Annotated in this window: 21 protein-coding genes; 14 read left to right on the top strand and 7 right to left on the bottom strand. The window is 61.1% G+C overall.

What is annotated here, in order from left to right; all coding sequences use genetic code 11:
- Positions 1-20 precede the first annotated feature (20 nt).
- From pstA to GGR30_RS02170, 3 genes are all read left to right on the top strand, one after another.
- On the top strand, positions 21-917 hold the full coding sequence (gene pstA, locus GGR30_RS02160; protein ID WP_183481938.1) for a phosphate ABC transporter permease PstA: 897 nt from the start codon (positions 21-23) through the stop codon (positions 915-917).
- A gap of 19 nt (positions 918-936) precedes the next feature.
- Positions 937-1,767 carry a phosphate ABC transporter ATP-binding protein PstB gene (gene pstB / locus GGR30_RS02165; RefSeq protein WP_183481941.1) on the top strand — a complete coding sequence of 277 codons (831 nt, stop codon included), beginning with the start codon at positions 937-939 and terminating at the stop codon, positions 1,765-1,767.
- 208 nt (positions 1,768-1,975) lie between these two features.
- Positions 1,976-2,653 (top strand): hypothetical protein, encoded by a 678-nt coding sequence (locus GGR30_RS02170; RefSeq protein WP_183481944.1) that lies wholly within the window; start codon positions 1,976-1,978, stop codon positions 2,651-2,653.
- Positions 2,654-2,659: 6 nt separating this feature from the next.
- Here GGR30_RS02170 and GGR30_RS02175 read toward each other — a convergent pair whose 3' ends face one another.
- The 3 genes from GGR30_RS02175 to GGR30_RS02185 all read right to left on the bottom strand — a co-directional run bounded on the left by GGR30_RS02175 (position 2,660) and on the right by GGR30_RS02185 (position 5,760).
- Entirely contained in the window at positions 2,660-3,652 is a 993-nt protein-coding gene (locus GGR30_RS02175; protein ID WP_183481947.1) for an MDR family oxidoreductase, read from the bottom strand.
- A gap of 61 nt (positions 3,653-3,713) precedes the next feature.
- The gene (locus GGR30_RS02180) at positions 3,714-4,637 is read right to left on the bottom strand and encodes a pseudouridine-5'-phosphate glycosidase (protein WP_210287898.1); all 924 of its coding nucleotides are present in this window, start codon (positions 4,635-4,637) and stop codon (positions 3,714-3,716) included.
- Entirely contained in the window at positions 4,630-5,760 is a 1,131-nt protein-coding gene (locus GGR30_RS02185) for a carbohydrate kinase (protein ID WP_183481950.1), read from the bottom strand. Before GGR30_RS02185 ends, GGR30_RS02180 begins: the two co-directional genes overlap by 8 nt.
- 280 nt (positions 5,761-6,040) lie before the next feature.
- On the opposite strand from GGR30_RS02185, the gene GGR30_RS02190 reads away from it, so the two are divergent.
- From GGR30_RS02190 to GGR30_RS02200, 3 genes are all read left to right on the top strand, one after another.
- Positions 6,041-7,255, top strand: a complete 1,215-nt coding sequence (locus GGR30_RS02190) for an NADP-dependent isocitrate dehydrogenase (protein ID WP_183481953.1) — start codon at positions 6,041-6,043, stop codon at positions 7,253-7,255.
- 130 nt (positions 7,256-7,385) lie between these two features.
- Positions 7,386-8,003, top strand: a complete 618-nt coding sequence (locus tag GGR30_RS02195; RefSeq protein WP_183481956.1) for a glutathione S-transferase family protein — start codon at positions 7,386-7,388, stop codon at positions 8,001-8,003.
- Between the two features lie 118 nt (positions 8,004-8,121).
- Positions 8,122-8,751: a glutathione S-transferase family protein gene (locus GGR30_RS02200; RefSeq protein ID WP_183481959.1), complete on the top strand. Its 630-nt coding sequence runs from the start codon at positions 8,122-8,124 to the stop codon at positions 8,749-8,751.
- 34 nt (positions 8,752-8,785) lie between these two features.
- On the opposite strand, the gene metH is transcribed toward GGR30_RS02200, so the two are convergent.
- Positions 8,786-12,562 carry a methionine synthase gene (gene metH / locus GGR30_RS02205; protein ID WP_183481962.1) on the bottom strand — a complete coding sequence of 1,259 codons (3,777 nt, stop codon included), beginning with the start codon at positions 12,560-12,562 and terminating at the stop codon, positions 8,786-8,788.
- Between the two features lie 318 nt (positions 12,563-12,880).
- Between metH and GGR30_RS02210 the strand changes: the two genes are divergently transcribed.
- The 3 genes from GGR30_RS02210 to GGR30_RS02220 all read left to right on the top strand — a co-directional run bounded on the left by GGR30_RS02210 (position 12,881) and on the right by GGR30_RS02220 (position 16,086).
- The gene (locus GGR30_RS02210) at positions 12,881-14,134 is read left to right on the top strand and encodes an AGE family epimerase/isomerase (protein ID WP_183481965.1); all 1,254 of its coding nucleotides are present in this window, start codon (positions 12,881-12,883) and stop codon (positions 14,132-14,134) included.
- Between the two features lie 101 nt (positions 14,135-14,235).
- A complete protein-coding gene (gene argC / locus GGR30_RS02215) occupies positions 14,236-15,162 on the top strand; it encodes an N-acetyl-gamma-glutamyl-phosphate reductase (RefSeq protein WP_183481968.1) in 927 nt (308 codons plus the stop codon).
- A 90-nt stretch (positions 15,163-15,252) separates the two neighbouring features.
- A complete protein-coding gene (locus tag GGR30_RS02220; protein WP_183481973.1) occupies positions 15,253-16,086 on the top strand; it encodes a DODA-type extradiol aromatic ring-opening family dioxygenase in 834 nt (277 codons plus the stop codon).
- 6 nt (positions 16,087-16,092) lie between these two features.
- On the opposite strand, the gene GGR30_RS02225 is transcribed toward GGR30_RS02220, so the two are convergent.
- Entirely contained in the window at positions 16,093-17,184 is a 1,092-nt protein-coding gene (locus GGR30_RS02225; protein WP_183481976.1) for a COX15/CtaA family protein, read from the bottom strand.
- A gap of 137 nt (positions 17,185-17,321) precedes the next feature.
- Between GGR30_RS02225 and GGR30_RS02230 the strand changes: the two genes are divergently transcribed.
- Positions 17,322-17,537 carry a DUF2842 domain-containing protein gene (locus GGR30_RS02230; RefSeq protein ID WP_138749127.1) on the top strand — a complete coding sequence of 72 codons (216 nt, stop codon included), beginning with the start codon at positions 17,322-17,324 and terminating at the stop codon, positions 17,535-17,537.
- Between the two features lie 111 nt (positions 17,538-17,648).
- Positions 17,649-17,939 (top strand): helix-turn-helix domain-containing protein, encoded by a 291-nt coding sequence (locus GGR30_RS02235; RefSeq protein WP_183481979.1) that lies wholly within the window; start codon positions 17,649-17,651, stop codon positions 17,937-17,939.
- A gap of 205 nt (positions 17,940-18,144) precedes the next feature.
- Here the strand turns inward: GGR30_RS02235 and GGR30_RS02240 are convergent, their stop codons facing one another.
- Together GGR30_RS02240 and GGR30_RS02245 are read right to left on the bottom strand one after the other, a co-directional pair.
- The gene (locus GGR30_RS02240; RefSeq protein WP_183482628.1) at positions 18,145-18,594 is read right to left on the bottom strand and encodes a DNA polymerase III subunit chi; all 450 of its coding nucleotides are present in this window, start codon (positions 18,592-18,594) and stop codon (positions 18,145-18,147) included.
- A gap of 17 nt (positions 18,595-18,611) precedes the next feature.
- Positions 18,612-20,102: a leucyl aminopeptidase gene (locus tag GGR30_RS02245; protein WP_183481982.1), complete on the bottom strand. Its 1,491-nt coding sequence runs from the start codon at positions 20,100-20,102 to the stop codon at positions 18,612-18,614.
- Between the two features lie 155 nt (positions 20,103-20,257).
- Here GGR30_RS02245 and GGR30_RS02250 point away from each other — a divergent pair, with 155 nt between their 5' ends.
- From GGR30_RS02250 to lptG, 3 genes are read left to right on the top strand one after another with little or no spacing between them, the layout of a single operon-like run.
- Positions 20,258-21,070, top strand: coding sequence for a phosphatase PAP2 family protein (locus GGR30_RS02250; protein ID WP_246413498.1), 813 nt, complete (start codon positions 20,258-20,260; stop codon positions 21,068-21,070).
- 45 nt (positions 21,071-21,115) lie between these two features.
- Entirely contained in the window at positions 21,116-22,282 is a 1,167-nt protein-coding gene (locus GGR30_RS02255; RefSeq protein WP_183482630.1) for an LptF/LptG family permease, read from the top strand.
- Complete coding sequence (gene lptG, locus GGR30_RS02260; RefSeq protein ID WP_183481985.1) at positions 22,279-23,349, top strand: LPS export ABC transporter permease LptG; 1,071 nt, start codon at positions 22,279-22,281, stop codon at positions 23,347-23,349. Before GGR30_RS02255 ends, lptG begins: the two co-directional genes overlap by 4 nt.
- The last annotated feature ends 30 nt before the right edge of the window (positions 23,350-23,379 follow it).

Below are 23,379 nucleotides of genomic sequence, written 5' to 3' on the forward strand. Positions count from 1 at the left end.
GCCTTGAGGGGATAGAAACCATGAGCACCACCGACGACATGAACCCCGAAGTTGTTGCCCTCGGCAATCCGAACCTCAGCTTTTCCTTCGCCGAACGGCGGACGCTGATGAACTTCATCCAGACGATCATCCTCTGGATCCTCGCCGGCATCGCCGCCATCCCGCTGATCTCCGTTCTTTGGATGCTGATCAGCCGCGGCGGCGTGCGCCTCAGCCTTGCCATCTTCACAGAGCTGCCGCCCGCCCCATTTGAACAGGGCGGCGGCATCGGCAATGCCATCCTCGGCACGCTGGTTATGGTCGCGATCGCCTCGCTGATTTCCATCCCAATTGGCGTGCTCGGCGGCATCTATACGGGCCTGATCAACCCCGACAGCCGGTTCTCTTCGCTTGTCCGCTTCGTCGGCAAGGTCCTGACCGGGTTTCCCTCGATCCTCGCCGGTGTCTTTGTCTACGCCTGGCTGGTGATCATGATGAAGACCTACTCGGCGATCGCCGGCGGTCTCTCGCTCGCCATCCTGATGCTGCCGACGGTGCTTCTGACCGCCGAGCAGGCGTTCCGCATGGTGCCCCAGCGGATGAAGGACGCGGCCTACGGAATGGGCTGCAATTCCACACAGGTTGCTACCAAAATTGTTTTGCCGACAGCGCTGCCAGGTGTTATGACCGGCGTAATGCTTGCGGTAGCGGGTGCGTCCGGTGAATCGGCCCCGCTGCTGTTTACGGCACTCTTTTCGAATTACTGGATCGGAAGCTTTACGGAGCCGACAGCATCATTGTCGATATTGATCTACAATTTCTCGGCAATGCCCTATGAAAACCAGATTGAACTGGCGTGGACAGCTTCCCTCGTACTGGTGCTGATCGTGCTCGTTTTCAACATTCTCAGTCGCTCGTTCGGCACCCGCCGCGTGTAAGAGATAAAGGTCGCTTATCATGTCTATCGAAATGGAAATGAACAAGTTTGACGCCACGGCCGGCAAGCAGGACGTCGGCGATGTCGCGATCGGCGCGGACATCGACAAGATCTATTATGGCGACTTCCTTGCCGTGCGCGATGCCAATGTCGATATCGAAAAGGGCAAGATCACTGGCTTCATCGGTCCCTCGGGCTGCGGCAAGTCGACCGTGCTGCGCTCGCTGAACCGCATGAACGACCTGATCCCGATCTTCCGCCTCGAAGGCCATGTGCATTTCCTCGGCCAGGACGTCTACGGCAAGAATGTCGATCCGGTGGTTGTCCGCCGTCACATCGGCATGGTTTTCCAGCAGCCGAACCCGTTCTCGATGAGCATTTTCGAAAACGTTGCCTTCGGTCTGCGCCTCAACGGCTTCAAGGGGGACATCAATGCCCGCGTTGAAAAGGCACTGCGCCGCGCGGCCCTCTGGAACGAGGTCAAGGACAAGCTGAAGCAGAACGGCCTGTCGCTTTCCGGCGGCCAGCAGCAGCGCCTGTGCATCGCCCGCGCCATTGCCACCGAGCCGACCGTGCTTCTGATGGACGAGCCCTGCTCCGCGCTTGACCCGATCGCCACCCGCCAGATCGAGGAACTGATGCTCGAGCTGAAGAAGGACTATACGGTCGCGATCGTGACCCACAACATGCAGCAGGCGATCCGCGTTGCCGACAAGACGGCCTTCTTCTCCGTCGACATGTCGCAGGGCGGCCGCACCGGCTTCCTCGTCGAGGTCGGCGACACCAAGCAGATCTTCGAAAACCCGAAGGAACAGCTCACCAAAGAATATCTTTCGGGCGAATTCAGCTAAGGCTGTTCTGCCAATCGGACTGTTTTTCGGGCGGCTTTCTTCGCAAAGCCGCCCTTTTGATTGTTCGGCGCGCATGGAATGGCCGGGGCTCTGTCCGGAGCGGCCATTGATCTGAACCTCTGCCCGCCCTACCATTGGCCACATCATTCAATCGTTTCGCGACCCTGCGCATGCGAGAAACACCGGTCTTGAGGCACTGAAACGCAACATGTTCAAGCACAGCCTTGACCTTGCCAGGATTGAACAGAAGCTGCGCGACACCCAGCGTCAGTTCGACCGCATCAATGCGGTCCTGACCATGCATCGCGACGGCATGCCTGACAGCGTGGTCGAGCACATGCTGGAAGGCTACGCCTATGTGAACGGCCTGTTGCGGGAGGGTACGGATATCCTCAAGCTCGGCCAGTTCCACCATCTGCTCGAATTGAACCACCTGGTGCTCTGCGGTTCCTCGCGCGAGGCCCGGTCGGAATTCAGCAATCACATCGAACGCACGGAAGAACACTTCTACGATCGCGAGGCCGGGGACATCGGCGGGCTGGTCGACTGGTACCAGCGCGCCAAGGGCAAAACGGTGCGCAAGCGCGCCGCTGGCGTCTATGTGCGGGTCTTGAGCCGTCCGCAACTTTTCATCGAGGGCAACCACCGCACCGGCGCACTGATCATGAGCTATATCCTCGGCCGCGAGGGCCTGCCGCCCTTCGTGCTGACGCCGGAGAACGCGGAAGCCTATTTCAACCCCTCGACACTGGTGCGCGACGCGCACAAATATTCGATGGACGAGCTGGTCAAGATCCCGAAGCTCAAGCGTTATTTCGCCAAGTTCCTCGAGGAAACCGAGGACGACAGCCTCGTGGTGAAGACAAAGTCGCTGGAGACCACCTGAGCGACCTTAGCTCACCTTCACGACAATACGACCGCGCACCTTGCCGGCAAGAATATCTTCAGCCGCTTGCGGCAGATCCTTGAGAGCGACTTCGCCTTCCGTTGCAAGCGCGATCTGCTCGGATGACAGTTGCGTCTGCAGCAATCGCCAGGCCGCCTCCCGGCGCTTCTTCGGCGCCATCACGGAATCGACACCGATCAGCGCAACGGATCGCAGGATATGCGGCATCACCGTTGCCGGAAGATCCGGTCCTCCGGCAAGACCGCAGGCCGTCACCGCGCCGCCATAGACCGTCTGCGCCAGCACATTGGCAAGCGTCGTTGAGCCGACGCTGTCGACCGCGCCTGTCCAGCGTTCCGCCTGCAGCGGCTTTCCGGCTTCGGAAAGCTCGCGTCGATCGATGAAATCGGAAGCTCCGAGCTGCCGCAGGTAGTCATGCGTTTCCGGCCGGCCGGTGGAGGCGGTGACGCTGAAGCCGAGCGAGGCGAGAAGCGCAACCGCATAGGAGCCGACGCCGCCGGCAGCCCCGGTGACCAGCACCTTTCCGTCTTCCGTGGAAAGCGAACCCCAGGCCAGCAGCTGATTGACGCAGAGCGCCGCCGTATAGCCGGCCGTGCCGATTGCCATGGCCTGTTTCTGGGTCAGCCCCTCGGGCTGCGGCATCAGCCATTCCGGCCGGACCCGCTGATAGGCGCTATAGGCGCCCCATTCGGTTTCCGACATGCCGTTGCCATTGGCGATCACTCTGTCGCCGGGTTTGAAGGCCTCTGACGCCGATTCGACGACCGTTCCGGCGATGTCGATGCCCGGCACCATCGGAAAGCGGCGCGCGATGCGCCCCTTGCCGGTGACCGAAAGACCGTCCTTGTAATTCAGGCTCGAATAATCGACCCGCACAAGGACAGGCAGATCCGGAAGGTCTGAAAGGCTGAGTTCCGCCAGGCTTGCCTTCGGATTGTCCTTGGCGCGGATCAGCAGAGCTTCAAAGGTTTCGGTCATCATGCACTCCCTGTTTGCCGGGAGGATAACGTCGTCACCGCGCCGATGGCAATGCGTCCTGTCAATCCGAGATGGCGACGCGCGCCACTGCGATCTGTGCTGCCAGCGCGGCGTTGTTCTTCACCAGCGCGATATTGGCGGCAAGACTGCGGCCTTCCGAAAGCTCGTTGATCCGCGCAAGCAGGAACGGCGTCAGTTCCTTGCGGGTTATGCCCTTCTCGCTGGCTTCCCTGAGCGCGTCCTCGATCGTCCCGTCGATGAAGTCGTGGCTGAGCGCATCGGCTTCCGGAACGGGGTTGGCGACGAGAATGCCGGTTCCGGTGCCAAGCGCGTCATGCAGCGCCATGGCCTTGGCGATATCCTCGGCGCTGTCCATGCGATGATCGGCCGCATAGCCGCTCGAGCGGGTGAAGAAGGCCGGGAAATCGTCACTCCGATAGGCCATGACCGGCACGCGCTGCGTCTCCAGCACTTCCAGCGTTTTCGGAATATCGAGGATCGACTTCACGCCGGCGCAGATGACGGTGACGGCTGTGCGGCCGAGCTCGGTGAGGTCGGCGGAAATATCGAAGGTCTGCTCCGCGCCGCGATGGACGCCGCCAACTCCGCCGGTGGCGAAGATCGGAATGCCGGCAAGGGCCGCGATCTTCATCGTCGCCGAGACGGTCGTCCCCGCCGTCTGGCCCTTGACCATCGCCACGGCAAGATCCCGTCCCGATGCCTTGACGATGCCATCCTCGACCTTCGCGAGGCGTTCGATGACGTCTTCTTCCAGGCCGGCATGCAGCTTGCCGTCGATCACCGCGATCGTTGCCGGAACCGCGCCGTTTGCCCGCACCACGGCCTCGACCGCAAGCGCGGTCTCGAGATTGGCCGGATAGGGCATGCCGTGGGTGATGATGGTGGATTCGAGCGCCACGACCGGCTTGCCGCCGGCCAACGCGGTTTCGACTTCGCCGCTCTTGATGATTTCGATCTCAGACAAGGTGATCTCCTTCAGTCGTGCCGAGCCGGTGAAGATTGGCCTCGACGAAATGGTTGGACAGGTCCGGATGGACACTCGCCGCCGTTTCAGTGGTCAGCGAGCCGATCAGCGCGCCCTTGCGCACCGCCTCGGTCAGCGTGTCATTCCGGGTATAGAAGTTGAGCGTGCCGGCGATCATCGCATCGCCGGCGCCGGTCATGTCGACGGGCTTCGCCCTGACGACGGGGATGTGGACAGTGCCCTCCGGCGAACAGACGACGACGCCGATTGCTCCGCAGGAGAGGATGACGGCTGCCGCTCCGGTTTCATGTAGAAGTTCGGCTCCGCCACGCATGCCATTGATATCGTGCGTAAAAGACTTCCCAAGAAAGGCTGATGCTTCGTCCAGATTCAAAAACAGAAGGTCGACCCCTTCCAGGTTTTGCGGCAGACGCATGACCTTCGGCGTCGAGACGGCGTCGATGGCCAGCCTGAAACGGCTTTGCGGACGCTTTGCAATCAGCGTCGCAAGCGTTTCGGCAGGAAGGTTGCAGTCGGCAAAGACGAGGCTGGCGGACGCAATCGCCGGCCAGACGGTTTCGATCATCGCCGGCGTCAGCCGGTCGAAGATCGCCATGTCGGCGATGCCATAGGCAAGCTCCCCGCTGGGTTCGAGGATTGCCGCATATTCGGCCGTGCGCTGATCGGAAAGCGTCATGACATGGGCGACGTCGACGCCCCGCTCTCGCAAATGCGCAAGAAGCGAGCGCCCGTTCTCGTCATTTCCGATGGTGGTCACAAAACCGGTCGTGGTGCCGAGCAGCGCCAGGTTTTCGGCAACATTGCGGGCGACGCCGCCGAAACTGCGCATGCCCTCGACCGGGTTCGAGGTCCCGGCGATCAACGGCGTGCGGGCAAGATATTTGCGGTCGATCACCGCGCCGCCGATGGCGATCACGCGACCCTCCGGCGGCAGGACATAGCCCCGGCCGAGAATATGCCCGCGCTCCGTCAGCCGCATGATATGGGCCGCCACGGCCGGACGCGAAATTCCGAGCCGTTCGGCCATGGCCTGCTGGCCGGCAAAGGGGTCTTCGCGGATGAGGCGAAGAAGCGCGCTTTCGATTGGACTGAGTTCCGGCATGACAATGAACCGTTGGGCTGCTGATAGCCGCTTGTAACACAAGTTATGCAGAAAACAACTGTTACACTACTGCCTGTGTCGATCCGGGACGTCCGGCGTCGGCGCAATTCATCCCCGGCTCCTGCCATCCGTCATTTTGACGCACCGGGCAAATCGGGGCTTTTTTACCAAAGTTTAGCGCCCGAATGCCTTTTTTCCCCGGCATCGCGGTGCTATAGCCCACGGGACTTCTTGCAACAAAAGGGCGTTTCCGACGGCGCCCGCTAGACGAGGATGGATAATGACGAAGATCAAGGTGGCAAATCCGGTCGTCGATCTCGACGGCGATGAAATGACCCGCATCATCTGGCAGTTCATCAAGGAAAAGCTGATTTTCCCGTATCTCGACCTGCCGATCGAATATTACGACCTTTCGGTCCAGAACCGCGACGCCACCGACGACCAGGTTACCGTTGATGCCGCCAACGCCATCAAGAAGCACGGCGTCGGCATCAAATGCGCAACCATCACGCCGGATGAGGCTCGCGTCGAGGAATTCTCGCTGAAGAAGATGTGGCGCTCGCCCAACGGCACGATCCGCAACATCTTGGGCGGCGTGATCTTCCGCGAGCCGATCATCATGCAGAACGTGCCGCGCCTGGTTCCCGGCTGGACCCAGCCGATCATCGTCGGCCGTCACGCCTTCGGCGACCAGTACCGCGCCACCGACTTCAAGTTCCCCGGCAAGGGCAAGCTGACCATCAAGTTCGTTGGCGAAGACGGCCAGGAGATCGAGCACGAAGTCTTCGACGCCCCCTCCTCCGGCGTTGCCATGGCGATGTACAACCTCGATGATTCGATCCGCGATTTCGCCCGCGCCTCGCTGAACTACGCCCTGATGCGCGGCGTTCCCTGCTACCTGTCGACCAAGAACACCATCCTCAAGGCCTATGACGGCCGCTTCAAGGATCTGTTCCAGGAAATCTACGACGCCGAGTTCAAGGAACAGTTCGAAGCCAAGAAGATCTGGTACGAACATCGCCTGATCGACGACATGGTCGCGGCCGCCCTGAAGTGGTCCGGCGGTTATGTCTGGGCCTGCAAGAACTATGACGGCGACGTCCAGTCCGACATCGTCGCCCAGGGTTTTGGCTCGCTCGGCCTGATGACCTCGGTTCTGATGACCCCGGACGGCAAGACGGTGGAAGCCGAAGCCGCCCACGGCACGGTGACCCGTCACTACCGCCAGCACCAGAAGGGTCAGGAAACCTCGACCAACTCGATCGCCTCGATCTTCGCCTGGACGCGCGGCCTTGCCCATCGCGGCAAGCTCGACGGCAACGAGGAACTGACCAACTTCGCCCACACGCTGGAGAAGGTCTGCATCGACACGGTCGAAAGCGGCCACATGACCAAGGACCTGGCGCTGCTGATCGGCCCCGACCAGCCGTGGCTGTCGACCACCGCCTTCCTCGACAAGATCGACGAGAACCTGCAGAAGGCCATGGCTGCCTGAGGCAATCATCCATAAAGATCATGAAACCCGGCCTTCGCGCCGGGTTTTTTGGTGCCGGATTTTCAGTTTACTTCCGCCGCGAATAGCGGCATGATGAAAGAACATAGAGGGAACATTTCAGGGGCGCGTCATGGCCGTACTCGATTTCTATACCAATCCACAGTCACGTGGACGCATGGTGCGCTGGATGCTGGAAGAGACCGGCGCGCCGTATGAAACGCATATCCTGACCTATAACGGGACGATGAAGTCGGCCGACTATCTGGCCATCAATCCGATGGGCAAGGTGCCGACGATCGTGCACGATGGCAAGGTGGTGACCGAATGCGCCGCGATCTGCGCCTATCTCGCCGACGTCTTTCCAGATGCCGGCCTGGCGCCGGCCGTGGATGACCGTGCCGCCTATTACCGCTGGCTGTTCTTCGGCGCCGGCCCGCTTGAGGCGGCGGTCGTCAACAGAACGTTCGGCTTCGAGGTACCGGCGGAGCGCGAGCGCGCCATTGGCTACGGCAATTTCGGCCACGTGATGGATACGCTCGACACATGGCTATCGACACATCCCTACATCGCGGGCGACGCATTCACCGCTGCGGACGTCTATGTCGGATCTCAGCTTGCCTGGGGCATGCGCTTCAACACGGTCGAAGACCGGCCGTCATTCCGCGCCTATGCCGAACGGCTTATTTCCCGTCCGGCCTTCATCCGCGCCAGCGAACTGGATGACGCCGCGGCTGCGGAAATGTCGTAACGCAAGAGCCTGGCTGCGACCTTTTCGCGCGCACCCGATTGTCCACGCTATTCCGTCTTGCTGCAGCCGCTAACCAGGCATAAGCCGGAAGCGCACAAATGGATGGAGGGAATGCCCGATGGGGGATTTGCACTTCTATACCAACCCGCAGTCGCGTGGTTGCATTGTTCGCTGGATGCTCGAGGAAACCGGCGTCCCCTATGAAACGCATCTGCTCGCCTATGGTGGCGCGATGAAGACGCCGGACTATCTGGCGGTGAACCGCATGGGAAAGGTGCCGGCCATTCGCCACGGCGAAGCCATTGTCACCGAGGTTGCAGCGATCTGCACCTACCTGGCGGAAGCCTTTCCCGAAGCGGGACTCGGGCCAACCCCGGACGAGAGGCCCGATTATTACCGCTGGATGTTCTTCGCCGCCGGACCGCTCGAAGAGCTCGTCACCAACCACGAAATGGGCTTTACGGTCCCGCAGAAGCGTCAGGGCATGATGGGTTACGGCCGGGCCGAAGATGTGACGGCAACGCTGGAAGAGGCACTGACCGGCAGGCCTTATATCTGCGGCGATCACTTCCGCGCCGTCGACATCTATTTCAGCTCGCAACTGATCTGGTGCTTCAACTCCGGCGCCATCGAGAAACGCCCGGTCTTCGAAGCCTATGCCGATCGCGTCTCGGATCGTCCGGCCCTCAAGCGCGCCACGAGCCTTGACGAAGAGGCTCTGGCGGCGATGAAGGCCAGCGCGGCCTGAGGCATTCTCGCCTCAGGCAGTGTCTGCCAGCCACTCAGGCTGCCGCGTCGTCCGCCTCGCTGCCATTATCGCCGGGAATATAGTTGAGCACCGGCCCGAGCCAGCGCTCAACCTCTTCCACATCCATGCCCTTTCGCGCGGCATAGTCTTCCACCTGGTCGCGCTCGACCTTGGCGACGCCGAAATAATAGCTGTCGGGATGGCCAATATAGATGCCGGAGACCGAAGAGCCCGGCCACATGGCATAGCTTTCCGTCAGTTCCACGCCCGATGCCTTTTCCGCATCCAGCAGGTCGAACAGCGTGCGTTTTTCCGTATGGTCGGGCTGGGCCGGATAGCCGGGTGCCGGACGGATGCCGCCGTAAGGCTCGCCGATCAGTTCGGCATTGGTGAAGTTCTCGTCGGGCGCATAACCCCAGAACTCGCGGCGTACGCGCTCGTGCATGCGTTCGGCGAAGGCTTCGGCGAAGCGATCGGCGAGCGCCTTGACCATGATCGAGGAATAGTCGTCATTGGCGCGTTCGAAACGCTCAGCGATCGCGATTTCCTCGAAACCGGCCGTGACGACAAAGCCGCCGACATAATCCCGTTTGCCGCTTTCGACCGGCGCGACGAAATCGGAAAGCGCCACATTCGGGCGGTCGCCGCGCTTGGAGAGCTGCTGGCGCAGTGTGAAGAAGGTCGCGAGCTCTTGCCCGCGGCTCTCGTCCTTGTAGAGGCGGATATCGTCGCCGACGGCATTGGCCGGCCAGAATCCGATGACCGCGCGCGGCCGGAACCACTTCTCCTCGATGATCTTCTTCAGCATCGCCTGCGCATCGGCAAAGAGCTGACGCGCGGTCTCGCCCTGCTTTTCGTCTTCCAGAATGTTGGGATAGCGGCCTTTCAACTCCCAGGTCTGGAAGAACGGCGTCCAGTCGATATAGCGGGACAGCTCTTCCAGATCGTAATCATCGAAAACCTTCGTCCCGAGGAAGGACGGCGCGTGTGGCTCGTAGGCGTTCCAGTCGACCTTGACATGGTTGGCGCGCGCGGCCGCGAGCGGCAGGCGGTTCTTCTGCGCCTCGGCCCGGCGGTGGCTTTCCGCCACCTTGGCATATTCCTCCTGAATGCCGGCGATGTAGCCGCCCTTCAGTTCCGCAGACAGGAGATTGTTGACCACGCCCACGGCACGGCTCGCATCCACCACATAGACAACCTGGCCCCTGTTATAGGCCGGGTCGATCTTCACCGCCGTATGCGTCCGGCTGGTGGTCGCGCCGCCGATCAGAAGCGGGATGTCAAAGCCCTGCCGCTCCATTTCGGAAGCCACATGCACCATCTCGTCGAGCGAGGGCGTGATCAGGCCGGATAGCCCGATGATATCGGCCTTGTGCTCCTTCGCCGCCGCCAGGATCTTCTCCGCCGGCACCATCACGCCGAGATCGATGATCTCGTAATTGTTGCAGGCGAGCACGACGCCGACGATGTTCTTGCCGATGTCGTGCACATCGCCCTTCACGGTGGCCATGATCACCTTGCCGTTAGAGCCGCCCTCCTCCGCGCCGCTCAGGCGTTTTTCCTCTTCCATGTAGGGCAGAAGCACGGCCACGCCCTGCTTCATCACGCGCGCGGACTTCACCACCTGCGGCAGGAACATCTTGCCGGCGCCGAAGAGATCGCCGACGACATTCATGCCGGCCATCAGCGGACCTTCGATCACATGCAGCGGCCGCTCCGCGGCCTGGCGCGCCTCTTCAACGTCGCCCTCGACATATTCGGTGATGCCGTTGACGAGCGCATGCTCCAGCCGTTTCTCCACCGGCCATTCGCGCCAGGCGAGATCCTGCTTGCGCTCTTCCGTCTTGCCGGTTCCGCGATAGCGCTCGGCAATATCGAGCAGGCGTTCGGTGGCATCCGAGCGACGGTTGAGGACCACATCCTCGCAGGCCTCGCGCAGTTCCGGATCGATCGTCTCGTAGACGATCAACTGACCGGCATTGACGATGCCCATGTCCATGCCCGCCTGGATGGCGTGATAGAGGAACACGGCATGCATGGCCTGGCGCACCGGCTCGTTGCCACGGAAGGAGAAGGAGAGGTTCGAGACGCCGCCCGAGACATGCGCGTAAGGCAGGTTCTTGCGGATCGCCCGCGTCGCCTCGATGAAATCGACGCCGTAATTGTCATGTTCCTCGATCCCGGTCGCGACGGCGAAGATGTTCGGGTCGAAAATGATGTCTTCGGGCGGGAAGCCGACCGTCTCGGTGAGGATCTTGTAGGCGCGCGAACAGATCTCGACCTTGCGCTCGAAGGTGTCGGCCTGTCCCTTCTCGTCAAAGGCCATGACCACGGTTGCCGCGCCATAGTCCCGGATCAGTTGCGCCCGTTCGACGAACTGCTCCTCGCCTTCCTTCAGCGAGATCGAGTTGACCAGCGACTTGCCCTGGGCACATTTCAGCCCGGCCTCGATGATCTCCCATTTCGACGAATCGATCATCAGCGGCACGCGCGCAATGTCCGGTTCGGCGGCGATCAGGTTCAGGTATTCGACCATCGCCCGCTCCGAATCGATCAGGCCCTCGTCCATGTTGATGTCGATGATCTGCGCGCCGGCCTCCACCTGATCGCGGGCGACATCAAGCGCGGTCGCGTAGTCGGCATTGGTGATCAGCTTGCGGAACTTCGCCGAGCCGGTGACGTTGGTGCGCTCGCCGACATTGACGAAGGGAATGTCCTTGGTCAGGTGAAACGGTTCGAGCCCCGAAAGCGAGAGCACCGGCCTGTGTTCCGGCACTTCGCGCGGTGCAAAATTCGAGGCGATCTCGGCAATGGCGCCGATATGTTCCGGGGTCGATCCGCAGCAGCCGCCAACGATGTTGACGAGGCCCTGCTGGGCGAAGGGGCGGATCAGCCCGGCCATTTCCTCCGGATCCTGATCATATTGGCCGAATTCGTTCGGCAGGCCGGCATTGGGATAGGCGCAGATATAGGTGTCGGCAACGCCGGAAAGCTCCTGCAGGTGCGGCAGCATGGCATCAGCCCCGAGCGCGCAGTTGAGCCCGATCGTAAACGGATCGGCATGCGACAGCGAGTTCCAGAAGGCGGTCGGCGTCTGGCCGGAGAGCGTGCGGCCGGAAAGGTCGGTGATCGTGCCGGAGATCATCAGCGGCAGTTCGATGCCCTTGGCGCGGAAGGCCTGGCGGGCGGCGAAGACGGCGGCCTTGGCATTCAGCGTGTCGAAAATGGTCTCGATCAGGATCAGGTCCGATCCGCCGTCGATCAGTCCCTCGATCTGCTCGCGATATGCATCGCGCAATTGATCAAAGGTTACAGCGCGATAGCCCGGATTGTTCACGTCAGGTGAGATCGAGGCCGTGCGGTTGGTCGGCCCAACGGCGCCGGCGACGAAGCGGCGGCGGCCATCTTCCTGCTGAGCGCGGATCGCGGCGCGGCGGGCAAGCCGCGCACCGTCGCGATTCAGCTCATAGACCATGTCCTCCATCTGGTAGTCGGCCTGGGCGATGCGGGTGCTGGAAAACGTGTTGGTCTCCAGAATATCCGCGCCGGCGATGGCGTATTCGTAATGAATATCCTCAAGCGCCTTCGGCTGGCTCAGAATCAGAAGGTCGTTATTGCCCTGCTGGTGGCAGGCGCAGCCGATAAAGCGATCGCCGCGGAAATGGTCCTCATCGAAGCCCAGACCCTGGATCTGCGTGCCCATCGCGCCGTCGAGGATGAGGATGCGCTCGCGCGCCGCCTTTTCCAGCGCGGCACGGATTTCCTTGCCGGTGCGCTTCGGGGCTTCTTCTCCGAACAGTTCGTCAAGCATGAGCCATCTCCAGTTTCCGAAGTCGTGAAATCACATAAAGATATGTTTATGTCAATATGTGGAAAGTGGCCGAGTACGGCCGCTATTGCGCCCCAGAAGACGATTTCCTTCGCGCGGGCGGTGGTTTTCCAGCATTCTTTGCGCATGATCAAGCAGGATGCAAATCGGAATTGAGATGCTATCCTGCGCGCGATATAAACTAATCAAGTGACTGAACGGAGCGTGCGCGGCCAATCCGGATGCCTCATCCGACAGTAGCGATCAACATTTCCCGTGCGCCGGCGCAGCGCCCGGTTGCATGAAAGGGAGGGTTTGCCCATGAAACCGAAGATCAACACACTTGTCGCCCCGCCACGCTGGATCAACAGGCCCTATCACCGTGAATGGCTGTGGAAGCAGGCCAACGACCTGTTCGACTATTTCCAGTACCGCTCGATCAACCCGAAGGGCGGCTTCTTCGAGTTTGACAAGGATGGCAGGCCGACCGGCGGGGACAATCCGGTTCGCGGCATCCACACCACCGCGCGCATGGTCCACTGCATGGCGATCGGTCACCTCCTTGGACGGCCCGGCTGCGATGACCTGATGGACCACGGCATGCATTATCTGTGGGAGAACCACCGCGACAAGGAACGCGGCGGCTATTTCTGGCAGATCAACGACGACGGCCCCGTGGCCGACCCCTCGAAACAGGCCTATGGCCACGCCTTCGTGCTGCTGGCGGCGTCCTCTGCGAAATTCGCCGGTCATCCGCTGGCCGACGCGATGATCGCCGACGTCACCGAGGTCATCAACAAACACTTCTGGGAAGAGAAGCACGGCGCGGTCGCCGAGGAGTTCGAGACCGACTGGACGCCCGTGCGCGGCTATCGCGGCCAGAACTGCAACATGCACATGACCGAGGCGCTGATGGAGGCCTATGAGGTCACCGGCGATATCGAATATCTCACCAAGGCCAAGCGGATCGCCGAGCTGATCATCAACAAGCACGCCCGCGAGTGCGGTTTCCGTGTCGCCGAGCATTTCACCGAGGACTGGAAGATAGACTACAACTATTCGGGCAACGAGATGTTCCGCCCCTCCGGCACCACCCCCGGGCACTGGCTGGAATGGACCCGCCTCCTGCTGCAGCTTCACACGCTCACCGGCCGCTCGCACAGCTGGATGCCGAAGGCCGCGCACGAGCTGTTCGTCTCCGCCTTCAAGCTCGGCTGGGATTACGAAAAGCGCGGCATGTTCTACACGCTCGACTGGGACAACAAGCCGAAGAACCGGGCCAAGCTCTGGTGGCCGCATTGCGAGGGCATCGGCGCGACGCACTTCCTCACCTCGCATTTCGGCCAGGACATGCACATGTATGCCTACCGCAAGCAGTGGAGCTTCGTCGCCAACCATCTGATCGACCACGAGAAAGGCGGCTGGCACGAGGAGCTTTCGGAGGATCTGGTGCCGCAGGCAACGCTTTTCCCAGGCAAGAGCGACATCTACCACGCGCTTCAGGCCTGCCTCATTCCGCTCTACCCGGCGCTCGGCAGCCTTCCGGAAGTGATCTTCCGCGAGGTCAAGCACTGAACCATTGCGATATTCAGTCAGGTGAAAACATTGCGGGCCTTCGGGGCCCGCTTTATATATGAGCTGAAGCGACATGCCCCTCACAGCGACAGGACAGGAAAATGGCAGCGAAGATCTTCATCGACGGCGAACACGGCACGACTGGGCTGCAGATCCGCACCCGCATGGCTGAACGCCGCGCCGTCGAGCTTCTGTCGATCCCGCATGAGGAACGGCGCAATCCGAAGATGCGCGAGGACCTGATCAACAGCGCCGATATCGCCATTCTCTGCCTGCCCGATGATGCGTCGCGCGAAGCCGTCGGCATGCTCGCGGGCAATAACAGCGTGCGCGTCATCGACACGTCGACGGCCTATCGCGTCAATCCCGACTGGGCCTATGGCTTTGCCGAGATGGACAAAGGCCAGGCCGAGCGCATCCGTGGCGCCCGTCATGTCGCCAATCCCGGCTGCTACCCGACCGGCGCGATCGGCCTGATCCGGCCTTTGCGTGCGGCGGGCATCATCCCCGACGCCTATCCGGTCACCATCAACGCCGTCTCCGGCTATACGGGCGGCGGCAAGAACCTGATTGCCCAGATGGAGGATAAAAGCCGCGACGACCACATCGACGCGCCGCATTTCCTCTATGGCCTCAACCTGGCGCACAAGCACGTGCCGGAAATGACCACGCACGGCCTTCTGCCGCGCGCGCCGATCTTCTCGCCGTCCGTCGGCCGGTTCCCGCAGGGCATGCTGGTTCAGGTGCCGCTTTATCTCGAGGAGCTTGAGGGCGACCACAACCAGGAGAGCATCCACGCGCTGCTTTCGGAATACTACGCCGGCCAGGATATCGTTCAGGTCGTGCCGCTTGCCGAAAGCGGCTCGCTCGCCCGCCTCAATGCCGAAGAGCTTGCGGGCCAGGACATCATGAAGATCTACGTCTTCGGCGGCGGTGCTCATGTCAATCTCGTGGCTCAGCTCGACAATCTCGGCAAGGGCGCATCGGGCGCCGCCGTGCAAAACATGGACCTGATGCTGTCTGCCTGATCAGTGAACAATCCGTCGACCGGTTCGCCCGTCGCGGCCGGTCGCCCGCCTCGCTATATTGGGTGAAAGCAATCAGCGAGGATTTATCCGATGTCTACGCAATCGCGTCTTCCCGTCTTCTTCATTCCCCATGGCGGCGGTTCTTGGCCATTCATGCACGGGCCCGAAGGCATCCTTCCGCCCAATGACCCGTGGAAGGAGCTCGAAGTCTATCTCAAGGGCTTCGATGAAGCGCTCGGACGCCGCCCGAAGGCGGTTCTGGTGATCTCGGCCCATTGGGAAAAGGTCGACAGGCTGACCGTTTCAACGGCAGCGCACCCCGGCATGTATTTCGACTATTACGGCTTTCCGCCCCATACGTTCGAGCTCGACTACCCCGCCCCCGGTGCGCCGGATGTCGCCGAGCATGTGCGTGACGTTCTGGCGTCCTCCGGCATTGAAACGGCGGCCGATTCCGAGCGCGGCTTCGACCATGGCGTCTTCATCCCGTTCATGATGATGTACCCGCAGGCCGATGTACCGATCGTGATGATGTCGCTCGACCCGGACCTTTCGGCCGAGACCCATTTCCGGATCGGCGAGGCGCTGCAATCCTTGCGCGACGAGGATATCCTGATCGTCGCCTCGGGCCTTTCCTACCACAATATGCGCATGTTCTACCGCAGGGATGAAGAGCATGCGGCGGCCGCGACCCGGTTCGATGACTGGCTGAAGGACGCACTGTCCATCGCGGACCCGGCCGAGCGCGCGGCCCGGCTCGCCACATGGACGCAGAACCCGGATGCGCTGGAATGCCACGTGCCCGACCACGACCATCTGGTTCCGGTCTTCGTCGCCGCCGGCGCTGCCGGCGAAGATACCGGCAAGCAGGTCTTCCAGGGCAATTTTCGCGGCAAGCCCTATTCGGCCTACCGCTTCGGTTAGTCCCTCTCAGACCTCTTCGATGAGAGGCCTGCGATAGCCGCGCAGATGGCCGGTGACGAGAATCAGAACGATGATCGCGCCGGCCTGATGCGACAGCGCCAGCCACAGCGGCATCTGCAGCACCAGCGTGAAGATGCCGAGCACCGCCTGCAGCAGGATGACGATCAGGATTGCCAGCGCCCCGCGCGCATGCTGGGAAAGTTCCAGATCAAGCCCGCGCGCCACCGCACCGCGCCATTCCACGACATAATGCAGCAGCGCCAGAAGCAGCAGGACATAGCCGCCCATGCGGTGGGTGAACTGCACGGTCTTCGGATTTTCGAAGAAGTTCAGCCATGCCGGCTGATGCAGCAGCAGGTCCTGCGGCACGATCGCGCCATCCATCAGCGGCCAGGTATTGTATGAAAGCCCGGCATCAAGCCCGGCCACCAATGCGCCGAGATAGATCTGGATGAAGGCCGCGACGAGAAGCACGATCGCGAACCCATGCGAAGCACCGGTCGGCGGATCCTCATGGCGGCGGGGTTTAAGCCCCCTTGCGATGTAGACGCAGGCCGCAATGATCAGACAGGCCATGATCAGGTGGACGGCGAGGCGATACTGGCTGACATCGGTGCGTTCCGTCAGGCCCGATGACACCATCCACCAGCCGATGAAGCCCTGCAGCCCGCCAAGCGCAAGCACGCCGGTCAGCGGCCAGCCAAGCCCCTTCGGAAGGCGCTTCGACATCCAGAAGAACAGGAGCGGCAGGGCGAAGATCAACCCGACCGTGCGGGCCAGAAGGCGATGGCTCCATTCCCACCAGAAGATGTTCTGGAACTCGGCAAGCGACATGCCCTTGTTCAGCAACTGATATTCGGGAATTCTCTTGTAAAGGTCGAATTCCTCCTGCCACTCGGCAAGGCTCAAGGGGGGAATGATGCCGTGGATCGGCTTCCACTCGGTGATCGACAGGCCCGACTGAGTCAGCCGCGTCGCGCCGCCGACCAGCACCAGACAGAACAGCGTCAGAACAACGAAATAAAGCCAGCCCCGCACGAGCGCGGCATTGAACCGCTGTTCGCTCTCGCTAATGGCGGGGGAAGTTACATTTGCCATCGGCCTTTTTCTCCAGTCAAAACCAGCATTGTCGTCACCGCTCATGTGCATGACCTGGCGGATCGCGTCCGCCGGGCTTCACACATGCCGATCGACGGCATAGTCTCAAATCACTTCATAAGGGGGGAATTGCCGCCGTGCCAGTCAGATTGCGTAAATTTATCGGAACGATACTGATCGTCACGCTGGTGATTGTCTATGCCCTGACGGCCACGACGCTGGCAACCGTCGTGCTGGACGGTCGACCCGCCTGGGCCGCCCTGCTCTACTTCTTCCTGACCGGTCTTCTCTGGATCATACCGGCGATGTTCATCATCAAGTGGATGGCTGGTCCGCCGGCGAACCGGCGCTGATCCTGTCTCGACGATGATTTTTCGACCGGGCATGGAACCGCCGAAGATTTTCCACATTGGAAATGTTATAGATCGTCAACACAGACAACGCTCGCCGAAGGCATCACGACCATGATCACATCGCACCAGATCCGCGCGGCCCGCGCTCTGCTCGGACTTTCGCAAGATGAAGCCGCGGCCAAGACCGGCGTTGACCGCGACGCCATAGCCAAGGCGGAAACGGATGGCGGCGACCGCGATTTTGCCGTTGCCGATGCGCTGGAAAAGGCGTTCGAGAAAAATGGCGTTGCCTTTATCGAGGACGGTGAGCACGGCGGAGGACCCGGCGTGCGCCTCGCGCGCTCCCTCGATCCGTGCGACGGAATCCGCCCGGAGGACCTCAATTCGACGAATGACGGCTAGAGCGCCGTCGGTCCATTCGGACGCACAAAGGGCGCTCTAGCCTATTCGATCTACGCTTCGTGCTTTGGAACGTTTCGCAGTGCTGCGGAAATGTCCCGCCTGCCCGCGAGATGCGCCAAGACAGCAAGACGAACCGGGTTCGCGTTTGCGGGATGGGCTCGACGGCGGCAGCCCAAGCCCCGCGCTCACGCCCTCTTGCTCCCGGTCAGGCTTTTTTCTGCCATCGTCCACCCTCGCCCTGCTGCCAATAGGTAAGGCTGTGATCACCTTGCCGCAGTGCCTTCCATTGCGCGCGCGCTTTGGTGAGTTCATCGGTGTCGTGGCCGTCGAACATCACCACGACGCGACTGTAGCCATCGACATCGTCCACCTCGGCGCCTTCGACGAAGAAACGGATATCGGCGGCGTTGCCGTTCGTGCCGGCGGTCGTCAGCAGCACCGGCTGGGCATCGATATTGTCTTCACCGTCCGTTCCATGCGGAATGAAGCTGTCGGCGCGAAAAGTCCACAAAATGCCGTCGAGGCGGTCGCGCTCGGCCTCGCTTGCGGTCTGGATCGCGACCCGCCAGCCGCGCTCCAGACTTTTCTCGACAAGCGGCGGCAAGGCGGCCTCGCGCAGTGATTCCGTCAGATGATAGAACAGGATTTCGGTCACCGGGCCGCCCTCTCCGCTCAATCGCGCGCTTCGTACTGACTGCGGACCAGTTCATCGAGGAGGCGTACGCCGAAGCCCGAGGCCCAGCCGCGATTGATCTCGCTTTTCGGTGCGCCCATGGCGGTGCCCGCTATGTCGAGATGCGCCCAGGGCGTTTCGCCCACGAAGCGCTTCAGGAACTGCGCGGCCGTGATCGATCCGGCATGGCGCGAGCCGCCGGTATTGCGCATATCGGCAAACCGGCTGTCGACCATGCGGTCATATTCCTCGCCGAGCGGCAGGCGCCAGATCTTCTCGTCGGTCGTCTCCGATGCCTTGGCGAGTTCGGCGGAAAGGCCGTCATCATTGGAAAACAGGCCCGCGCGGTGGGCGCCCAGCGCCACCATCACCGCGCCTGTCAGGGTCGCAAGATCGATCATGAAACGCGGTTTGAAGCGCTGATTGCAGTAGAAAAGCGCATCGGCGAGCACCAGACGGCCTTCGGCGTCGGTGTTGATCACCTCGATTGTCTGCCCTGACATCGAGGTCACGATATCACCCGGACGCTGCGCGTTGCCATCGGGCATGTTTTCCACAAGACCCAGAATACCGACCGCATTGACCTTCGCCTTGCGCGCCGCAAGCGTGTGCATCAGGCCGATGACCGCCGCTGCGCCGCCCATGTCGCCTTTCATGTCCTCCATCGAAGCCGCCGGTTTGATTGAAATACCGCCGGTGTCGAAGACGACGCCCTTGCCGACGAAGGCGATCGGACGCTCGTCGGTGCTGCCGCCATTCCATTCGATGACGGCAAGGTAGGGCGGGCGAACCGACCCCTGCGCGACGCCGAGAAGAGCGCCCATGCCGAGCTCGCGCATCTTGGCCTCATCCAAGAGCTCCACCCTGGCGCCAAGCGATTCGAGTTCCCTGGCCTTGTCGGCGAATTCGCGGGGACCCAGAATATTGGCCGGTAGGTTGACCATTTCCCGGGCCAGAATCACGCCCTCGCCGATTGCCTGGCGCTCGGCAAAGGCGGCTTCTGCGGCAACGGGATCCGATGTTACGATCTCGACAGCGATCTCCTTCGCCTCGTCTTCATCGTCGCGCCCGGTCGTCTTGAAACGATCGAAATTGTAACCGCCAAGCATCATTCCGAGCGCGAATTCGGCTATATTGCCGGCAACGGCCGCAACGCCTGCTGCTTCAGGAAAAACCACCAGGGCCTTGGCCTTCGGCGCCAGCCCCGCCGCCTTGCCGCCGGCGCGCAGAAAACTGTTCGCCGAAAGCTGTTCGGCTTTCCCGAGGCCGAGCACGAACAAGCGCGCGGCGGAGCATTCTGCGGGCGAGATAAGATCGAGCGCGGAACCGGGTTCAGCCTTGAAGCCGGCCGTGGCTGCTGCTTTTTCATAAAGCGCGCCGACATCGCCCAGCGCGCCGAAGCCGGCCGGAGCGCCGTCTTCCGTGCCGAGCGTGATGACTGTCTTGTCGGCGATGTCGGCCGTTTTCACAAAGGAAATCGAGAATTTCATTTCGGTGCTCCGGGTTTCTGGAATGCGCGTCGTGTTTCTGCCGTCAGGTTGTGAAATGGGAAATCTACTCCTCGTTAACGCAACGCAGCAAGAACGGTTGACGCTGTCCTCATAACACTTAAAACCACCAAATTGGAAACGGTGTGCATCCATGCATGACGAACGAAACCGGAAAACCTGCATTGCCAAGTTCTAGACCGAAACGAAGGCTAACAGATATGTCCGGTCGCCTTGGCGAAATGCCTCCGCTCAAGGCGGCTTTTGTCGTTTTGTTTGTCCTGTGGTGGTTGGTGCTCGCGTTCTTCTACCTCTTTCCCGGCGTCGACGTCGCTGCCTCCCGCGCCTTCTTTGAAAAGACCGAATGTGAACCGACCTCTGCGCTGGCCGCTGTTTGCGGCATTTTCCCGATATCGCAGGACAAGGCGCTCGGCCTGCTGCGCGAGGCGATCTTCTACCTTCCGATCGGCCTGGGCATTTTCATTATCTACAGGCTGGTCGTCGTCCTTTCCCATCATGGCGCGACCTATGACGGGAAAGGCGCAAGGCGCTTGTTGGCGGGCCTCACGTCTCTCATTCTCGGCCCTGGCCTTCTCGTCAATGTCATCCTGAAGGAGCATTCGCACCGCCCGCGCCCGCGGAACACTGATTTCTTCGGCGGCGACCTGAGCTTCGTGCCGGCCGGTGATTTTTCCGGCGCATGCGGCTCAAACTGTTCGTTCATTTCAGGCGAGGCAGCAGGCGCGGGCTGGCTTTTCTGCTATGCTGTCTTTCTTGTGCCGGATAGGTATAAACTTTTGTTCTCACCGCCGCTGATCGCGGTCGCCCTTGCATCCCCCGTCATGAGGCTTGCCTATGGCGGCCATTACCTGTCCGATGTCATTCTCGCCTGGCTGGCATCGGTCATCGTCTTTATTGGAACACTTTATTTTTTCACGAGGAACGATACGGCAGGCTCGAAAAATGATTGAGTGCTGCCCACGCACTCGATTGGCCTGAAGACCGGCATTGCGCGCATGAAGATACTGGAACGCTACATTCTGGCCCGTGTGGTCCGCATGTTTCTGGCAACCCTCCTGCCGGTGCTGGCGATCCTTTGGCTAACGCAGGTTCTGGGGCGAATCAATCTGGTGACAGACAGCGGCCAGTCGATCCTCTCTTTCCTCACACTCGCGACACTCATCCTGCCCACAGTCATTCCGACCGTACTCCCCTTCGGCCTTGTGCTCGGCGCCGCCCAGACGCTGACGACGATGAACAATGATTCGGAGCTGGCCGTGATCGATGCGGCGGGAGCGCACCGTTCGATCATCTACCGCCCCATTCTGGCCTTCGCCGTCGTACTGTGCGCCTTCTCTTTCATTCTCGACAACTATATCGAGCCGAAATCCCGCGCCGAGGCCCGCACGCTGATCGCCTCTGTCTATGCCGACCTGCTATCCACCGTGATCGAGGAAAAGACTTTCCGCGAGATCGAGGACGGGCTTTACATCCAGATATCCGAGCGTCTTTCCGGCCGGGTGCTGAACGGGCTTTTCGTCGCGGATTACCGCGAGCCGGAGAACTCCTACATTTATTATGCCCGCGAAGGCGCGGTCGATGAGAGCGGCAGCCAGCTTATCATGCGCAACGGTCAGGTGCAGCGCGAGGATGAAACCGGAAACGTCTCCATCGTGCAGTTTGATTCCTACAGTTTCGACCTGTCGGAACTGACCAGCGACCGTAGCCAGGCGTCGCGCAAGGCAACCGATCGCGGGCTGCCGTTCCTCCTCAATCCGGATCCGGAAGACGCTGACTACCAGAGCAATCCGGGCGCCTACCGCGCCGAGTTGACGCGCCGATTGACCGACTGGTCGCTGCCGCTGATCTACGCGATCTTCACCATTGTGATCGTCGGCGATGCCCGTTCTCACAGGGAACGCCGCATACCGCCGATGGCGACGGCCTTCGTTCTGACCTTGATTTTGAGGCTGATGTCGCAGTTTTCGACCAACCGCGCGGAAAGCGATGCCTTGTTCGTTCCGATCTCGTACGCCATCGTCATCATTCTCTTCGCCATCGGCCTCTACCTGCTGCTGAAGCCACGCCGCGCGCGCAAAAGGGCGAGCACGCTGGAAAGCGCCTATTCCGCGACCGCCCGTCTTATCGGTCGCAAGACCCCGAGTGACGGAGGGGTTTCATGATCTTTTCCGTCCTCGGCCGTTATTTCTTCATGCGCTATGTCGTGACCGTCGGCTGGTTCTTTTTTGGCGTGATTTCGATTATCTATCTGATCGATTTCTCCGAGGTGATCGGGAATATCTCGTCAGACGCCGGTCAGGGCACGACCGATGCGATGTTCATCACCCTGCTCCGCCTACCATACATACTCCAGCAGACGATTCCCTTCATCGCGCTGTTTTCCGCAATGGTGGCGCTGATCGCGCTCAACCGGCGCAACGAGCTGGTCGTCACCCGTTCCGCCGGCATTTCCGTCTGGCAGTTCATTCTGCCCTTCGTCATCGGCGCGGCGCTTCTGGGCGCGGCCAGCGTCGTCATCCTCAATCCGCTTGCCTCCTTCACCCAGAAGAAGGCGCTCGGCCTCGAGGCGATCGGCCATGGCCAAGATCGCACCGTACCCTGGCTGAGGCAGATCTCCGATGGCCAGGACACCATTATCGGCGGGCGCGGAATTGCCGAGAACGGCACGGAGCTTCTGCAGGCCGTGGTGATCTATTTCGATGACCAGGGCGGTCTCGTCAAACGGCAGGATGCCGAAAGGGCAGCACTCGAGAATGGCTGGTGGACGCTTTACGACGTAACGGAAACCGAGGTTGGCGAATTATCCACACATCATGACGAGGTTCGGGTGAAAACCAATCTGGACGAACAATTCGTGCAGCAGAACCTCGTTCAGCCCGACCTTGTCAGCATTTTCGCACTGCCGAGACAAATTGACCTCGCGCGTCAGTTCGGGATTTCCACCAAAGCTTTGGAGACCCAATATAACTATTTGTTATCCTTACCATTCCTTTTAGTCGCTATGACCCTGATAGCGGCCACGGTCTGCCTCAAATTTTCACGCTTTGCGCAGTCGCCGGCTGTTATTTTGGGTGGAATCCTGTCCGGGTTTCTGCTTTATGTGACAAGTGTTCTTGTAAAGGCGTTTGGCAGCAGCGGAGTTTTGTCGCCGCTTCTTTCGGCCTGGATTCCGGTGGTCGTGGCGATGGCGTTGGGTCTGACGATATTACTGCATCAGGAGGACGGTTAGTGTCCCGGCGAGTTACGAGTAGATTGCGCC

This window comes from Martelella radicis (genome assembly GCF_014196625.1).
GTDB classification, from domain to species: Bacteria; Pseudomonadota; Alphaproteobacteria; order Rhizobiales; family Rhizobiaceae; genus Martelella; species Martelella radicis.

Excerpts from the sequence above, each read along its gene's own strand:
- GGR30_RS02225 (WP_183481976.1), bottom strand. The coding sequence starts at position 17,184 with ATGGCAAATGTAACTTCCCCCGCCATTAGCGAGAGCGAACAGCGGTTC.
- GGR30_RS02185 (WP_183481950.1), bottom strand. The coding sequence starts at position 5,760 with ATGCCGGAACTCAGTCCAATCGAAAGCGCGCTTCTTCGCCTCATCCGC.
- GGR30_RS02250 (WP_246413498.1), top strand. The coding sequence starts at position 20,258 with ATGACGAACGAAACCGGAAAACCTGCATTGCCAAGTTCTAGACCGAAA.
- GGR30_RS02200 (WP_183481959.1), top strand. The coding sequence starts at position 8,122 with ATGGGGGATTTGCACTTCTATACCAACCCGCAGTCGCGTGGTTGCATT.
- GGR30_RS02255 (WP_183482630.1), top strand. The coding sequence starts at position 21,116 with ATGAAGATACTGGAACGCTACATTCTGGCCCGTGTGGTCCGCATGTTT.
- pstB (WP_183481941.1), top strand. The coding sequence starts at position 937 with ATGTCTATCGAAATGGAAATGAACAAGTTTGACGCCACGGCCGGCAAG.
- GGR30_RS02210 (WP_183481965.1), top strand. The coding sequence starts at position 12,881 with ATGAAACCGAAGATCAACACACTTGTCGCCCCGCCACGCTGGATCAAC.
- metH (WP_183481962.1), bottom strand. The coding sequence starts at position 12,562 with ATGCTTGACGAACTGTTCGGAGAAGAAGCCCCGAAGCGCACCGGCAAG.
- GGR30_RS02220 (WP_183481973.1), top strand. The coding sequence starts at position 15,253 with ATGTCTACGCAATCGCGTCTTCCCGTCTTCTTCATTCCCCATGGCGGC.
- GGR30_RS02245 (WP_183481982.1), bottom strand. The coding sequence starts at position 20,102 with ATGAAATTCTCGATTTCCTTTGTGAAAACGGCCGACATCGCCGACAAG.
- argC (WP_183481968.1), top strand. The coding sequence starts at position 14,236 with ATGGCAGCGAAGATCTTCATCGACGGCGAACACGGCACGACTGGGCTG.
- GGR30_RS02195 (WP_183481956.1), top strand. The coding sequence starts at position 7,386 with ATGGCCGTACTCGATTTCTATACCAATCCACAGTCACGTGGACGCATG.
- GGR30_RS02175 (WP_183481947.1), bottom strand. The coding sequence starts at position 3,652 with ATGACCGAAACCTTTGAAGCTCTGCTGATCCGCGCCAAGGACAATCCG.
- lptG (WP_183481985.1), top strand. The coding sequence starts at position 22,279 with ATGATCTTTTCCGTCCTCGGCCGTTATTTCTTCATGCGCTATGTCGTG.
- GGR30_RS02170 (WP_183481944.1), top strand. The coding sequence starts at position 1,976 with ATGTTCAAGCACAGCCTTGACCTTGCCAGGATTGAACAGAAGCTGCGC.
- GGR30_RS02235 (WP_183481979.1), top strand. The coding sequence starts at position 17,649 with ATGATCACATCGCACCAGATCCGCGCGGCCCGCGCTCTGCTCGGACTT.
- pstA (WP_183481938.1), top strand. The coding sequence starts at position 21 with ATGAGCACCACCGACGACATGAACCCCGAAGTTGTTGCCCTCGGCAAT.
- GGR30_RS02190 (WP_183481953.1), top strand. The coding sequence starts at position 6,041 with ATGACGAAGATCAAGGTGGCAAATCCGGTCGTCGATCTCGACGGCGAT.